The 13424-nt window shown below is 72.5% G+C and carries 14 protein-coding genes and 2 tRNA genes; 7 read left to right on the forward strand and 9 right to left on the reverse strand.

The window, feature by feature from the left end; all coding sequences use genetic code 11:
* The first annotated feature begins 2 nt into the window (after window positions 1-2).
* On the forward strand, window positions 3-890 hold the full coding sequence (locus OG344_RS29565) for a hypothetical protein (protein WP_405085890.1): 888 nt from the start codon (window positions 3-5) through the stop codon (window positions 888-890).
* 11 nt (window positions 891-901) lie between these two features.
* On the opposite strand, the gene dusB is transcribed toward OG344_RS29565, so the two are convergent.
* Entirely contained in the window at window positions 902-2014 is a 1113-nt protein-coding gene (dusB, locus tag OG344_RS29570; protein ID WP_405085891.1) for a tRNA dihydrouridine synthase DusB, read from the reverse strand.
* Between the two features lie 101 nt (window positions 2015-2115).
* Between dusB and OG344_RS29575 the strand changes: the two genes are divergently transcribed.
* The 4 genes from OG344_RS29575 (at window position 2116) to OG344_RS29590 (ending at window position 3844) form a co-directional block, all read left to right on the forward strand.
* Window positions 2116-2778 carry an ACT domain-containing protein gene (locus tag OG344_RS29575; protein ID WP_405085892.1) on the forward strand — a complete coding sequence of 221 codons (663 nt, stop codon included), beginning with the start codon at window positions 2116-2118 and terminating at the stop codon, window positions 2776-2778.
* A gap of 54 nt (window positions 2779-2832) precedes the next feature.
* A tRNA-Gly gene (locus OG344_RS29580) sits at window positions 2833-2904 on the forward strand.
* 30 nt (window positions 2905-2934) lie between these two features.
* A tRNA-Cys gene (locus tag OG344_RS29585) sits at window positions 2935-3005 on the forward strand.
* A 149-nt stretch (window positions 3006-3154) separates the two neighbouring features.
* Complete coding sequence (locus tag OG344_RS29590) at window positions 3155-3844, forward strand: hypothetical protein (RefSeq protein ID WP_405085893.1); 690 nt, start codon at window positions 3155-3157, stop codon at window positions 3842-3844.
* A 53-nt stretch (window positions 3845-3897) separates the two neighbouring features.
* Here the strand turns inward: OG344_RS29590 and OG344_RS29595 are convergent, their stop codons facing one another.
* The 5 genes from OG344_RS29595 to pgeF form a co-directional block, all read right to left on the reverse strand.
* Window positions 3898-4647, reverse strand: a complete 750-nt coding sequence (locus OG344_RS29595) for a phosphatase PAP2 family protein (protein WP_405085894.1) — start codon at window positions 4645-4647, stop codon at window positions 3898-3900.
* Window positions 4631-5401, reverse strand: coding sequence for a phosphatase PAP2 family protein (locus OG344_RS29600; protein WP_405085895.1), 771 nt, complete (start codon window positions 5399-5401; stop codon window positions 4631-4633). The genes OG344_RS29595 and OG344_RS29600 overlap by 17 nt, the downstream gene beginning before the upstream one ends.
* Window positions 5398-6399, reverse strand: a complete 1002-nt coding sequence (locus tag OG344_RS29605; protein WP_405085896.1) for a YihY/virulence factor BrkB family protein — start codon at window positions 6397-6399, stop codon at window positions 5398-5400. The genes OG344_RS29600 and OG344_RS29605 overlap by 4 nt, the downstream gene beginning before the upstream one ends.
* Window positions 6400-6532: 133 nt before the next feature.
* Window positions 6533-7255, reverse strand: coding sequence for a hypothetical protein (locus OG344_RS29610; protein ID WP_327046513.1), 723 nt, complete (start codon window positions 7253-7255; stop codon window positions 6533-6535).
* Between the two features lie 205 nt (window positions 7256-7460).
* Window positions 7461-8159: a peptidoglycan editing factor PgeF gene (pgeF, locus tag OG344_RS29615; protein WP_405089197.1), complete on the reverse strand. Its 699-nt coding sequence runs from the start codon at window positions 8157-8159 to the stop codon at window positions 7461-7463.
* A 113-nt stretch (window positions 8160-8272) separates the two neighbouring features.
* Here pgeF and OG344_RS29620 point away from each other — a divergent pair, with 113 nt between their 5' ends.
* Window positions 8273-9325, forward strand: coding sequence for a zinc-dependent alcohol dehydrogenase family protein (locus tag OG344_RS29620; RefSeq protein WP_405085897.1), 1053 nt, complete (start codon window positions 8273-8275; stop codon window positions 9323-9325).
* Here the strand turns inward: OG344_RS29620 and glgA are convergent.
* Window positions 9322-10503 (reverse strand): glycogen synthase, encoded by a 1182-nt coding sequence (gene glgA / locus OG344_RS29625; RefSeq protein ID WP_405085898.1) that lies wholly within the window; start codon window positions 10501-10503, stop codon window positions 9322-9324. The genes OG344_RS29620 and glgA overlap by 4 nt on opposite strands.
* 71 nt (window positions 10504-10574) lie before the next feature.
* Here glgA and glgC point away from each other — a divergent pair, with 71 nt between their 5' ends.
* On the forward strand, window positions 10575-11864 hold the full coding sequence (glgC, locus tag OG344_RS29630) for a glucose-1-phosphate adenylyltransferase (protein WP_405085899.1): 1290 nt from the start codon (window positions 10575-10577) through the stop codon (window positions 11862-11864).
* Between the two features lie 69 nt (window positions 11865-11933).
* Here the strand turns inward: glgC and OG344_RS29635 are convergent, their stop codons facing one another.
* Window positions 11934-12524 (reverse strand): hypothetical protein, encoded by a 591-nt coding sequence (locus OG344_RS29635; protein ID WP_405085900.1) that lies wholly within the window; start codon window positions 12522-12524, stop codon window positions 11934-11936.
* Window positions 12525-12568: 44 nt separating this feature from the next.
* A complete protein-coding gene (locus OG344_RS29640; RefSeq protein WP_405085901.1) occupies window positions 12569-13333 on the reverse strand; it encodes an enoyl-CoA hydratase/isomerase family protein in 765 nt (254 codons plus the stop codon).
* Between the last annotated feature and the right edge of the window lie 91 nt (window positions 13334-13424).

Consider the following 13424-nt stretch of genomic DNA (forward strand, 5'->3'; position numbering starts at 1 on the left):
CCATGAGAACCGGCAACTGGCTCACCCGCCACGACGAGGGCCACGCCATGCGCGTGGCGATCGGCGATCTCGCCCGTGCCGCCGCCGCTCCGGGCTGGTCACGACTGGTCGTACGGCATGCCGAGGTGGGCTCGCACGCCGTGACCACCCTGCTGCGCGACGGCCGCGAGATCCCCGCCGAGGGCATGCGGGAGCCCTTCCGGCGCCTGCGTGAGCTGTCCTACCGGGCCGGCGCCGGCACCTGGTTCACCTGCGAACTGGCGTTCGAACCCCGCAGCAGGCGGTACGCCGGCCGGGTCGACTCCTCGGCGCAGCCGTTCGCGGACGTGCCCGCGACGGCGGCGCTGGCGGAGCTGACCACGTTCTCCCGCGAGACGCCGCCCGGCTGGCTGCTCGCCGCGCTGCCGACCGCCCCGCCCCTCCCCCTCCCCTTCACCTACGGCGAACGGTACGAGGGATGGCGCCACGACCCCGGCGAGCACCGCAGGCTACAGCCGCTGCCGATCAGCGGAGCGCTGGACTACGTGCCGGACACGACCATGACCGCCCACGTCATGGCCTGCAGCCGGGAGCCCGGCGGTCAGCTGGTCTTTCTCGCGGAGCGGGACGGCGATCCGGACTCCCCGTTCCTGATGGTCTCGACCTCCCGGGACACCTGGTACGTCGGCCGCGACGGCATGCGCGGGACCGGTGAGGGCCTGCTGTCCGTCACGCTGGACGGCTCCGCGCTCCGGCTGGAGCTCACGCCGGAGGCCGCCGACCTGATGGGGACCGAGACGGTGTTCGAGGTCCGCCTCGACCTGCCGCCGGAGACGGCCGCCGAGTTGCGCGCCGTACTCCCCCGCATGCTGGGGCCCGTCACCGGGGCGCCGGACCTGTCCGGCTTCTGAACCGGTGCGGCTCAGCCGCCGGAGGTGGGGTCCTCCGCGCCGGCGCCGGGGATCGTCATGTCGTCGGGGTCGTCGAGCCAGTTGTGCGGCAGCGACACCTTGGACCTCTCGCCGCTCTTGCCGCGCGGGCCGTCGGCCTGGTCCGGCCACGGCTGGCCGGCGTCCAGTTCGGCGACCCGCTCGGCCATCTCGGGCAGGGTGTCGACCGAGGTGAGGGCACGGCGGGTCTCGGCGCCGACCACGAAGCCCTTGAGATACCAGCCGACGTGCTTGCGGAAGTCGGCCAGGCCGTGCCGCTCGCTGCCGATGACCTCGCAGAGCAGCTCGGCGTGGCGCAGCATCATCGCGCCGACCTCGCCCAGGGCGGGCCGGGTCCGCTCCGGCGACCCCTCGAAGGCCAGGTCGAGGTCGCGGAACAGCCAGGGCCGCCCCAGGCAGCCCCGGCCGATCACCACGCCGTCGCAGCCGGTCTCGGCGACCATCCGCACCGCGTCGTCGGCGCTCCAGATGTCGCCGTTGCCGAGCACCGGGACCTCCGGCACCGCGTCCTTCAGCCGCTTGATCGCGTCCCAGTGCGCGGTGCCGCCGTAGTGCTGGCGGGCCGTGCGGGCGTGCAGGGCGACGGCGGCGAGGCCCTCCTCCACCGCGATCCGGCCCGCCTCAACGTACGTCAGATGGTCCTCGTCGATGCCCATGCGCATCTTCATGGTCACCGGCAGCGGCCCGGCGCCGGCCACCGCCTCCCGCAGGATGGCGCGCAGCAGGTTCCGCTTGTACGGCAGGGCGGAGCCCCCGCCCCTGCGGGTGACCTTGGGCACCGGGCAGCCGAAGTTCAGGTCGATGTGGTCCGCCAGATCCTCTTCGGCGATCATCCGCGCGGCCTTGCCGATGATCGCGGGATCGACGCCGTAGAGCTGGATGCTGCGGGGCGACTCGTGCGGGCCGAACCGGATCATCTGGAACGTCAGCGGCACCCGCTCGACCAGCGCCCGCGAGGTGATCATCTCGGACACGAACAGGCCGCCACCCTGCTCCCGGCACAGGGTGCGGAAACCGATGTTCGTGATGCCCGCCATGGGAGCGAGCACCACGGGAGGCCAGACCTCGAGCGCGCCGATTCTCACCCATACATTCTCCCCGCCGCCGGCCGTGAGCCGTACAAGATCGTGGACGGAGGGCTTTTGTCCCGGTTAATCTGACCTGGACCAATCGTGGGGAGGTCGTCATGCTGCTGCGCCTGAGAATCGCCCTGCCGGACCGGCCTGGCGCGCTGGGCCAGGTGACCGGGGCCCTCGGCGCCGCGGGCGCCGACATCACCCAGGTGACCGTTCTCGACCGGGGCGACGGCCGCGCGCTCGACGACTTCACCGTCTACTGGCCGGACGCCGCGCCCCGGGACGACCTCGTACGGGCCCTCGACGACGTGGAGGGAGTCCGGATCGAGGGGGTCTGGAGCACGCGGGAGGCCCCCGGCACCTATCCGGAGCTGGAGATCCTCAAGTTCCTCAGCACCGCGGGCGACCGCGCGCTGGCGACTCTGATCGACTCCATGCCGGTCCTGTTCAGCGCCGACTGGGCCGCCGCGGCGACCGAGAAGGACCCGCGCGTCACCGTCTACTCCAGCTGGCGGGCGCCGGAGGAGGTGCCCTTCCCCGAGGAGACGCCGTCCCGCCCGGCGGCCTCGACGCTCCCGTCCGGCCTGCATGTGATCGTCGCGCCGCTGCCTCCGCTGGCGCTCACCCTGATGCTCGCCAGGGCCGAGGGACCGGCCTTCCACCGCAACGAGGTGCACCGGTTCACCCGGATCGTGGAGATCTTCCTGACCCTCCCCGCGATCGAGCGCGGAGCCGACCGCGCGTTCCGCAGACCGGCGGCACGGCCGTTCTGAGTACGCACACGAGCGGAAAACCCGGTACAGTAGCGACGTCGCCGCAAGGCGGGCGCGGAAGTGGCTCAGTGGTAGAGCATCACCTTGCCAAGGTGAGGGTCGCGGGTTCGAATCCCGTCTTCCGCTCCGAGGGGCCGCACTTCCGGGCCTCACTCTGGTGGAGTGGCCGAGAGGCGAGGCAACGGCCTGCAAAGCCGTCTACACGGGTTCAAATCCCGTCTCCACCTCTGGTTCCGACCTGACCCACCCGGGCTCTGATCCATCGAGACAAGTCCGGGCAAGGGTTCTTCTCAACGCACGGCGCCGGGCGCACACTGAAAGAGACACGACAGGCGATTTCGGTGGAGTAGCCGTGCACGGTGACATGCCCGCAGCGATGCCCATGTTGTCTCGTGGCAAGCATCGCAATCCCAGCAAGGGCGCCTGCTTCATGGAGTTCGCGTCCTACCTCGCCGGTGAACGGTGGAGCGACCACCCGACGTGCACGCATCCGCTGCTCGCCGGGCTCGCCCGCCTCGTCAACGACCACACCTCGGACGCCGCCCGGCCGCGGCTGGCCGGGCTGATCCCGTCCGTCATCGGCCTGACGGGCGACGATCCGCGCCTCGACGCGCGGATCGCGCTGTGCGCCGCCACGGCCGCGCTGCCCGTCGTCGCGCACGAGCGTCAGCTCGCGATGGCCGTCTCGATCTTCTCGGCCGAGCACGTGCTCGCCGAGGTGGAGGGCCGGTCGCCCCGCGACCTCGACCCGCGCAGCAGGGAGGCGCTGGCGCAGGTGCCCGAGGCCGCCCGCTGGGCCCGCGACTTCGGGCGCGGAGTCCGCGTCTCGCCCAAGGGCTTCCGCAGGTACGCCGCGCCGAACACGGTGCAGCTCGCGGTCAGGGGCGTCGCGCAGGCGTGCGTGCCCGACCCCGACACGCTGCTGCGCGACCTGCTGGCCGGCGCGATCGAGGACTGCCGGGCGCTGCTGCACGGCGGCGCCGAGCCGGCCGGGCCGGTCGCCGGGCCGGGGGTCGACCCGGCCCGCTGGGCGGACGCCTGCCGCCTCACCGGCCTGTCCGCCTGACCCGCACGACCCCGGCACGACTCCGGCCCTACTGACCGGCCCGGCTGATCGGCTCAGGCCGGGGCGGCGTCGTGGGCGGTCCGCTTCGACGAGGCCCGCCGCGACGCCATGACCGGCCGGATCAGCAGGGCCTGGGCGAGCACGAACACGCAGAAGATCCCGAGCACCCAGCCCCAGCTCACGTCGGTCAGGTGGTGCATGCCCCGATAGAGCCGGGAAAGGCCGACCGTGAGGGCGGCCCCCGCGCCGAGCAGCCACCACAGCGCCTTCAGGATGGTGTGCCGGTGCGTGTGCAGGGTCAGCACGAGGGCGACCCCGCAGTAGAACGCCACCGCCGCGCTGGTGTGACCGGAGGGGTAGCTGGACGTCGGCGGCGCGGGGTCGAGGTGCTGCACGTGCGGCCGGGCCCGCTGCGCGAACACGGTGGCGAGCAGGAAGATCGCCGACTGCGCGCAGACGGCCGCCACCAGGAAGACCGACTCCCTCCAGCGCCCGTAGACCAGCCGGAAGAGGACGGCCATGATCGTCGTCACCACGATGATCACCGGGGTGTCGGACAGCATCGAGCCGTAGTGGGTGATCGTGTTCCAGAACGGCGTGCGCTCCTGGGCGATCTCACGGCTGACCGCCTCGTCCTGGGCGATGAGCGACGAGTGCTCCAGGACCCTGGTGAGCAGCAGGCCCAGCCCCAGGGTGACCAGGGCCATGAGCGTGAGCGGAAGCAGGATGCGCCGGGCCACCTCGGCCGCCGTCGAGGACGACGGCGTGTCAGCGGCGGGGCGGCGTTCACGAACGGTGACCAACTCGTCCTCCTTGGGGGGTGATCTGCCTCTTCGTCTCCGGCCCGACGCCTTCCCGTAAGGGCTGGGCGGGCCGGCGTCCGACCTCTCTTCGCCAGGTCTCGAAGGCGGCGCAGGTGACCGCGACCACGGCCACGCCGACCACCAGCCCGCCCACGACGTCGCTGAACCAGTGGACGCCGAGCGCGATCCGGCTGAAGCCGACCAGCAGCGGGATCAGCACCGCGAGCGTCCACGCGACCACGCGCCCGCGTCGCCGTACGAGCGGCAGGACGAGCAGCAGCAGGATCCCGGCCCCGAGCGTGGCGTTGACCGTGTGCCCCGAGGGGAACGACGCGCCGGGGGCGATGGCGACGGGGTCGGGCAGGTGCGGCCTGGCCCGCGCGACCACGACCTTCAGCGCGAGGCCGAGCAGCCCGCCGACGATGATCGTGGTGCCCGCCCACAGAGCCAGGCTGTAGGCGCGGCGCCAGACAAGCCACGCGACCGCGGCGCCCACGGCGACGCGCCAGGTCCACGGCTGGAAGACGTCGCTGACCAGCCGCATGAACTGGGCGAAACCCGGGTTCGCGTACGCGTAGGCGTGCAGGTTGTGCGCCGCGCCCTCGTCGATCCGGGTGAGCGGCCCGAAGGAGGTCTTCACGAAGACGAGAAGCACCGTGAACGGCACCCCGATCAGCGCCAGTGCCGCGACCGCCACCGTGAGCCGCAGGCCCAGCCTGCTCTGGGGATCGAACCGCCTGCGCAACCAGTTCATCGGCCACTCCCCACCGGCTGCCGCTCCCGCTCCGGGACCCGGTCGGTGGTGCCGGGGTCGGGTGCGGCCGGCTCGCCGCAGCCCACCCGGCAGGCCTCCAGCTGCGCGCTGAAGGCGAGGCCGAGGAAGAGGGCCACCGAGCTCAGGAACGACCACAGCAGCAGTGCCATGACCGCCGTGAGCGGGCCGTACGTCGCGCCGAAGGTGCCGCTGCTCGCGGTGTAGAGGGCCAGCAGCCAGGTGAAGAGGGTCCACAGCAGCACCGCGACCGTCGCCCCGACCGCCAGCCAGGTGTGGCCGGGCTGCTTGCGCCGGGGCGAGGAGCCGAAGAGGACCGAGATCGACAGCACGGCGAGCAGGAAGCCGATCGGCCAGCGCAGCCAGCCCCACAGGCGCTGCGTCGTGTCGCTCCAGTGGTACACCTGGGCCGCCGCGTCGCCGACCGCCCCGCCGCCGACCAGGATGACGAACCCGACGCTCATGAAGACGCCCGCCGTGACCGCCATCAGCAGCGCCCGGCCGTACTTCGCCTTGAACGGCCGGTCGCGCTCCATGCCGTAGATGCGGTTCGCCCCCCGCTCGAACTGGCCCATGGCCGTGGTCAGCGCCACCAGCGCGGTCAGCAGACCGAACCACAGCGCGAGCTTTCCCCCGGCACCCGAGGCGTGGTGGCTCTGGTCGAGCGTCTCCCGGATCACCTGCGAGCCGGCACCCGGGGTCAGCCGCCGCAGGGTGAGCTCGAGCAGCCGTCCCAGCTGTTCCTGGTGGACGACCGAGCTCAGCCCCACGATCGCGATGGCGCCGGGGATGATCGCAAGGCAGACCTGGAACGCCAGCGCGCGGGCGTTGCTCGTGCCGTCGCCGTACCTGAAGCGCACGAACGAGTCGCGGATCAGGTGCCAGCCGCCGTAGTGCCGCATCGCGACGTAGGCGTCGTCGGCCGACAACTCCTCGCCGCCCATGCTCCGGGTCTCCGGTACCGGGGTCGCGGTTCCCATGTGAGTCCTCACGTCGTCAGGGGTGAGGACCACCGGGGGCCGGGTCGCGGGCCGGCCTCCGGCGGTCCCCGCAGGCCCACCGACTACCCCGATCACGGCGCTCGGAACATCATCCGCCGCGGCGGGCGTACCGTCACAGGACGGCGCACCCGACCCGGACGGCGATCCGGGGCGACCAGCGGCCGGAGATCACGTCCTGCGCCTGGGCGTAGGCGTTGGCCGGACGGCCGGCCCCGGCGCAGTCGAACACGCCGGTCTTCTTGCCGAAGCTGCCGCCGGCGTAGCCGCTGTGGGCGCTCGCGTTCACCGTGCCGCTCCAGTAGAGCCTGCCGGTGGTGTACCGGATGTAGAGGCGCACCTGGCCGAGGTTGTAGTGGTCACCGTTGATCTTGAGGCGCGGGATGTCGTCGACGGAGGTGCTGGTGGAGGTGCCGTCGCCGTTGTCCACCGGCGGAACGGTGTAGCGGCTGATCCAGAGCCGCGCCGAGACCCTGCGGTCGGCGGCCCTGCCGTTGTCGGCGGCGGCCTGCGACCGGACGGCCGGGGTGACGCAGACGTCGTCGCCGGTGAAGGCCTCGCGCCAGACGTAGCCGGTCGTGCAGGTGTGCGGGCCGTACGCGCCGGAGGTCCAGCGGGAGGCCTTCGCGGCGTTGTCGGCCTGGGTCTGGGTCCGGGTCGCCGAGGTGACGCAGACGACGTCGCCGGTGCGGGCCTCGCGCCACACGTAGCCCTGGAGGCAGGTGTCCGGGCCGAAGTCGCCGGTCGCGGCGGCCGGGCCGGCCATGAGCGTGACGGGGGCGGTGACGGCCAGACCGGCGATCGTGGCGGCGGCCAGACCGAGCAGGGTGCGCTTCATGACGATCTCCTGAGGTGTCCGGGGTGCGGGTGCTGTTCGGATCTCCCGATCCGGCCGTCGCCGCCGGGAGGATGCGTCTTATTGATAGGCGCGCCCGCCTGCACGTCTCTTGACACCCGCTTGCGGGAAGCGGCCGCAAGTCGCCGCAAGCGTCCCGCAAGCCCCCGGGAGCGCCCCCGCGGACGCTCAGTAGTTGTGCGCCCGGCTATCGACTGAAGGAACCGGTGAGCCAGACGTATCCGGCGAAGCGGCCGGTGACCCGCTCGCGGCGGTAGGAGTAGAGATCGGCCGTCTCGATCGTGCACCGGGGGTCGTGCCGCACGTCGGCGACCCCGGCGCGGGCGAGCTGGGCCGCGATCCCGGCCCGGATGTCGAGCGCGGGCGTGCCGCGCCGGGTGCGCGACCACGTCTCCGGCACCCGGGCGGCCACCCGCTCGCGCAGGTCCTCCGGCACCTCGTAGCACAGCCCGCAGGCCGAGGGCCCGATCACGGCGACCATCCGCGCCGGCTCGGCGCCCCGGGCCGCCATCGCCTCGACCAGGGCGGGCACCACCCCCGCCTCGGTGCCGGGCCGTCCCGAGTGCGCGCCGCCCACCAGGCCGGCCACCGGGTCGGCCAGGAGCACGGGCGCGCAGTCGGCGACCAGCACCGCCAGCCCGAGCCCGGGCCGGTCGGTGAGGATCCCGTCCAGGGCCGGCGGGTCCGCCCCGAACGGCGCGCCGGCGTAGGCGACGTCCGTCCCGTGGACCTGGCGCATGAACACCACCCGGTCGAGCCCGAGCTCGGCGGCGGTCTTCGCGCGGTTCTCGGCGACCGCCGCCGGGTCGTCCCCCACCGCCCCGCCGAGGTTGCGCGTGCCGTACGGCCCGGTGCTCACGCCGCCGTGCCGGTCGGTGAAGGCCATCTCGACCCCGTCGATCGCAATCACGGCTTCAGCGTACGGCCGGCGCCGGGAGACTCGCCGGTAGGGATCTCGGAACGTGGCAGTACGTTTGCGGCCGACGGAAGGAGTGGGGAGTGCGCGCGGTGGTGTACGAGGAGTTCGGCGGGCGGCCCGAGGTGCGCCGGGTGGCGGACCCGGTCGCGCCGCCGCACGGCGTGGTGATCAGGGTCGAGGCGACCGGGATGTGCCGCAGCGACTGGCACGGGTGGATGGGGCACGACGCGGACATCACCGTGCTGCCGCACGTGCCGGGGCACGAACTGGCCGGGGTGGTGGAGACGGCGGGCCCGGAGGTGACCGGCTGGCGGCCGGGCGACCGGGTGATGGTGCCGTTCATCTGCGCCTGCGGACGCTGCCGCGAGTGCCTGAGCGGCAACCAGCAGGTGTGCGAGCGCCAGACCCAGCCCGGTTTCACCCACTGGGGATCGTTCGCCGAACTGGTGGCGATCGACCACGCCGACGTGAACCTCGTCCCGTTGCCCGCCGGCATGTCCTTCGCCACCGCGGCGAGCCTGGGCTGCCGGTTCGCCACCGCGTTCCGGGCCGTCGTGGAGCGGGGCGGGGTGCGGGCCGACCAGTGGCTCGCCGTACACGGCTGCGGCGGGGTCGGGCTCTCCGCCGTGATGATCGGCGCCGCCGTGGGGGCGCGCGTCGTCGCCGTGGACGTCTCCCCCGCCGCGCTCGATCTGGCCCGTCGGTTCGGCGCGGCCGAGTGCGTCCTGCTCCCCGGCGGCTCCACTCCGGAGGAGTCGGCGTCCCTGGTCAGGGTGGCGACCGGCGGCGGGGCCGCGGTCTCCGTCGACGCCCTGGGCGACGCCGCGACGTGCGCCGCGTCGATCGCGGGCCTGCGCCGGAGGGGCCGCCACGTGCAGGTGGGCCTGCTGCCCGGGGAGACCGCGCTGCCGATGGGCCGGGTGATCGCGCACGAGCTGGAGATCACGGGCAGCCACGGCATGGCCGCCCACGCCTATCCCCCGATGCTGGAGCTGATCACGGAGGGCGTGCTCCGGCCCGACCTGCTCGTGACCCGGACGATCGGCCTGGAGGACGCCCCGGAGGTGCTGACCCGGCCCGGGACGTCCGCCGGCGTGACGGTGATCCTCCCGCAACCCGCCAGGGCGGCCTAGAGCGCGGTCAGCCCGGCGTAGAGGGCCTGGGTCCGCTCGGCGATGCGGGCCCAGGAGAAGTGCTCGACCGCGCGCACGCGGCCGGCTTCGCCCATCGAGGCCGCGCGGCCGGGATCGCCGAGCAGCGCGTTCACCCGCTCGGCCAGCGCCGCGGCGAACACCTCGGGGTCGCGCGGCTCGCCGTCCCGCCCCTGGTCGATCGGGACGAGCAGGCCCGTCTCGCCGTCGGCGACGACTTCGGGGATGCCGCCCGTCGCGGTCGCGACGACGGCGGTCTCGCACGCCATCGCCTCCAGGTTCACGATGCCCATCGGCTCGTACACCGAGGGGCAGACGAACACGGCGGCGTGGGTCAGGATCTGGATCACCTCGGGCCGGGGCAGCATCTCAGAGATCCACACCACGCCCTTGCGGGAGGCCGACAGCTCGCGGACCAGCCCGCTGACCTCCTCGGCGATCTCCGGGGTGTCCGGCGCGCCCGCGCACAGCACGATCTGCGCCTCGGGGGCGAACGACCGGGCCGCGTGGAGCAGGTGGACCAGGCCCTTCTGCCGGGTGATCCGGCCGACGAAGACGACGTACGGCACGGCCGGGTCGATACCGTGCCGGATCAGCGCCCCGGTGCCGCGCGACGGCGCGTACTCCTCGGTGTCGATGCCGTTGTGGATCACCTGCACGCGGTCCGCGGGGACGTCGGGGTAGGCCGTCAGCACGTCGCGGCGCATGCCCTCGGAGACCGCGATGATCGCGTCGGCGGCGTGCAGCGCGGTCCGCTCCGCCCACGACGACAGCGTGTAGCCGCCGCCGAGCTGCTCGGCCTTCCACGGGCGCAGCGGCTCCAGGCTGTGCGTGGTGACCACGTGCGGCACGCCGTACAGCATCTTCGCGACGTGACCCGCGAAGTTGGCGTACCAGGTGTGGCTGTGCACGACGTCGGCACCCTCGCAGCCGGCCGCCATCTCGACGTCGACGCCGAGCACCTGGAGAGCGGCGTTCGCGCCGGTCAGGCCGCCGGGCACCGCGTACGCCCGGACACCCGGCTCCTCGCGCGGCGCGCCGAAGCACCGCACCCGGACGTCGGCCAGCCGGCGGAGCTCCCGCGCGAGGTACTCGACATGGACTCCGGCACCGCCGTACACCTCGGGCGGATACTCACGGCTCAGCAGATCGACACGCATACGAGGAGCTTAGGCCGGGCGTGGCCGGGCAGGGCGCCCGGGAGGTCACACGACGCCCGGTCACGACCGAAATGTTCACTATTTGCCGGTGCGCATGGTGTTTGTTGGGCGTTCGGCGGGTTAAGGTCCTGCCTATGAAGGTCCTGGCGATCGTACTTGCGGGTGGTGAGGGGAAGCGGCTGATGCCGCTTACCGCGGACAGGGCCAAGCCCGCGGTACCCTTCGCCGGGATGTACCGCCTCGTTGACTTCGTGCTGTCGAACCTGGCGAACGCCAACTATCTGCAGATCGTGGTGCTCACCCAGTACAAGAACCACAGTCTCGACCGGCACGTCTCCCGCACCTGGCGGCTCTCGTCGATGCTCGGCAACTACGTCACGCCGGTCCCCGCGCAGCAGCGGCTCGGGCCGCACTGGTTCTCCGGGTCGGCCGACGCGCTGTTCCAGAACCTCAACCTGATCTACGACGAGCTGCCGGACCATGTGATCGTCTTCGGCGCGGACCACATCTACCGGATGGACCCGCGCCAGATGGTCGAGCAGCACATCGACTCGGGCGCGGACGTGACCGTGGCCGCGATCCGCCAGCCTCTCGAACTGGCCGACCAGTTCGGGGTCGTCGAGGCCGACCCCTCGGGCCGCCGGATCGTGGCGTTCCGCGAGAAGCCGAAGGACGCGGTGGGCCTGCCCGACGCGCCCGACCAGATCTTCGCCTCGATGGGCAACTACGTCTTCAGAACCCAGTCGCTGATCGAGGCGCTGCGCGAGGACGCGCTCGACGCCGGCAGCAAGCACGACCTCGGCGGCAACATCATCCCGATGTTCGTCAAGAGCGGCGGCGCCGAGGTGTACGACTTCGCGCACAACGTGGTGCCCGGGTCCACCGAGCGCGACCGCGGCTACTGGCGTGACGTCGGGACGCTCGACGCCTACTACGAGGCCAGCATGGACCTCGTCTCGGTCCAGCCGGTCTTCAACCTCTACAACGACCGGTGGCCGATCTACTCGGGCCACGACCCGCTGCCGCCGGCGAAGTTCGTGCACAACGAGGGCGACCGGGTGGGGCACGCGCTGGACTCGCTGGTGTCGCCCGGGGTCATCGTCTCGGGCGGCACGGCGCTGCGCTCGATCCTCTCGCCCGGCGTGGTCCTGCACTCCCACTCGCACGTCGAGGACTCGGTGCTGATGGGCTGCGTCAAGGTCGGCAGGGGCGCGATCGTCCGCAAGGCCATCATCGACAAGAACGTCGTCATCCCCGACGGCGCGCGCATCGGGTTCGACCCCGAGTACGACCGCCAGCGCTTCGCGGTGACCGGCGAGGGCGTGGTGGTGATCGGCAAGAACGAGATCGTCGACCGCTGACCGCGCCTGGTCACGCGCTCGGCTGCCCGGTCCGGCTGCCCGGTCACGCGCCCGGCCGGGCGGGGCCGGTCAGCGGCCGTTGATGCGCCACATGGGCTCGACGACGGTCCACTGGGCCTCCCACACCCGGCGGGCCCGCCTCTGGTTGACCACGCGGGTGCAGGTCACCAGCAACGCGAGGAACGCCGCGGCGGCCAGCGGCACCCCCGTGCCGACGGTCATCGCGGCGACCACCGTGGTCTCCCTGTCCTGCGGCCGGGGGGTGATCACCCCCTTGGCGTCGGTCCAGATGCGCACGGGCTCGCCCGCCCGGCCGCTCGGCGAGACCTCGATCACTCCGGACCTGGGCGTGCCGTCGGGCGCCCGCCACACCGCCTGGGCGTGGCCCACCGCCGCTCCGGCCACCGACAGCCGGGGCGTCGCCACGTCACCGCTCAGCGTGGCCACCACCTGATACCGGTCGTGCGCCTGCCGGGCCTCGGTCTTCAGCCCGTCGCCGTACTCGCGGACGCCCAGCAGCACGCCGAACACGACCGCGGCCACGACGCCCAGCACCGCGGCGAGCCGGACCACCGCTTCGACCCGGTCGCACCGGCGTCGGAGCGGATTCCTGTCGAGGCCCAGCCAACGGGCGAACTTGGCGAATGGATTCTGCGACATCTCACACCTCACAGGGTCATTACCACTGTGAGTCCCGTTTATGCCTATTTTGCATCCCAAGAGAATCCAGGGGAACGCCCCTCCCGATATGCCCGGAGACCTTCGGCCAATTCGCCGCTCTCGCGAGCCTCCCGCTGCCAGGCGAGCACCTCCGCCTCGTCCGCCCGGCCGTCGACGACCCGCTTGGCCGCCGTCAGCGTCAACCGGGACCGGGCCGCAATGGTGGCCGCCAGGCCGTACACGCGCTCGCGCAGCCCGCCGGGCGGGCAGACCTCGTCCACGAGGCCCGTACGCAGCGCCTGGTCCGCGCCGATGAGCTCGGCGGAGAAGAGCAGCAGCTTCGCGGTGGACGGTCCGGCGATCTCCGCCAGCCGCCGGGTGGAGCTGAACGGATAGACGACCCCGAGCCGGGCGGGGGTGACGCCGAAGCGGGCCCCGGCCGAGGCGATGCGCAGATCGCAGGCGAGCGCGAGCTGGCATCCGCCGCCGACGCAGTAGCCCTCGATCATCGCGATCGCGGGTTTCGGAAAGGCGCATAGCGCGCCTTCCGCGAGGATGGTCAGACCTGTGTCATCTCCTTTATCTCCGAGCTCATTTATTTCCGAGATGTCGGCACCGGAGCAGAAAGTTTTACCCGCGCCGGTAAGGATGAGGACCCGCACTTTCGGATCGGCCGCCAGGTCCGCCAGGATGGCCGGAAGCGCCCGCCACATCGCGGCGCTCAGGGCGTTGCGCTTCTCCGGCCGGTTGATCGTCAGGGTGGCCACGTGCGCGTCGAGACCCAGTTCGTACCCGTCGGTACCGTCCACTCCTCGATTGTGCGGCTCACCCCCTTCCGCCCGCCATCGGGGCCTGCCCCCTGATGGCATAATCACGGCGCGACGGGATGATCCCGTACGC

It is taken from the genome of Microbispora sp. NBC_01389, from assembly GCF_045040095.1.
Lineage (GTDB): Bacteria > Actinomycetota > Actinomycetes > Streptosporangiales > Streptosporangiaceae > Microbispora.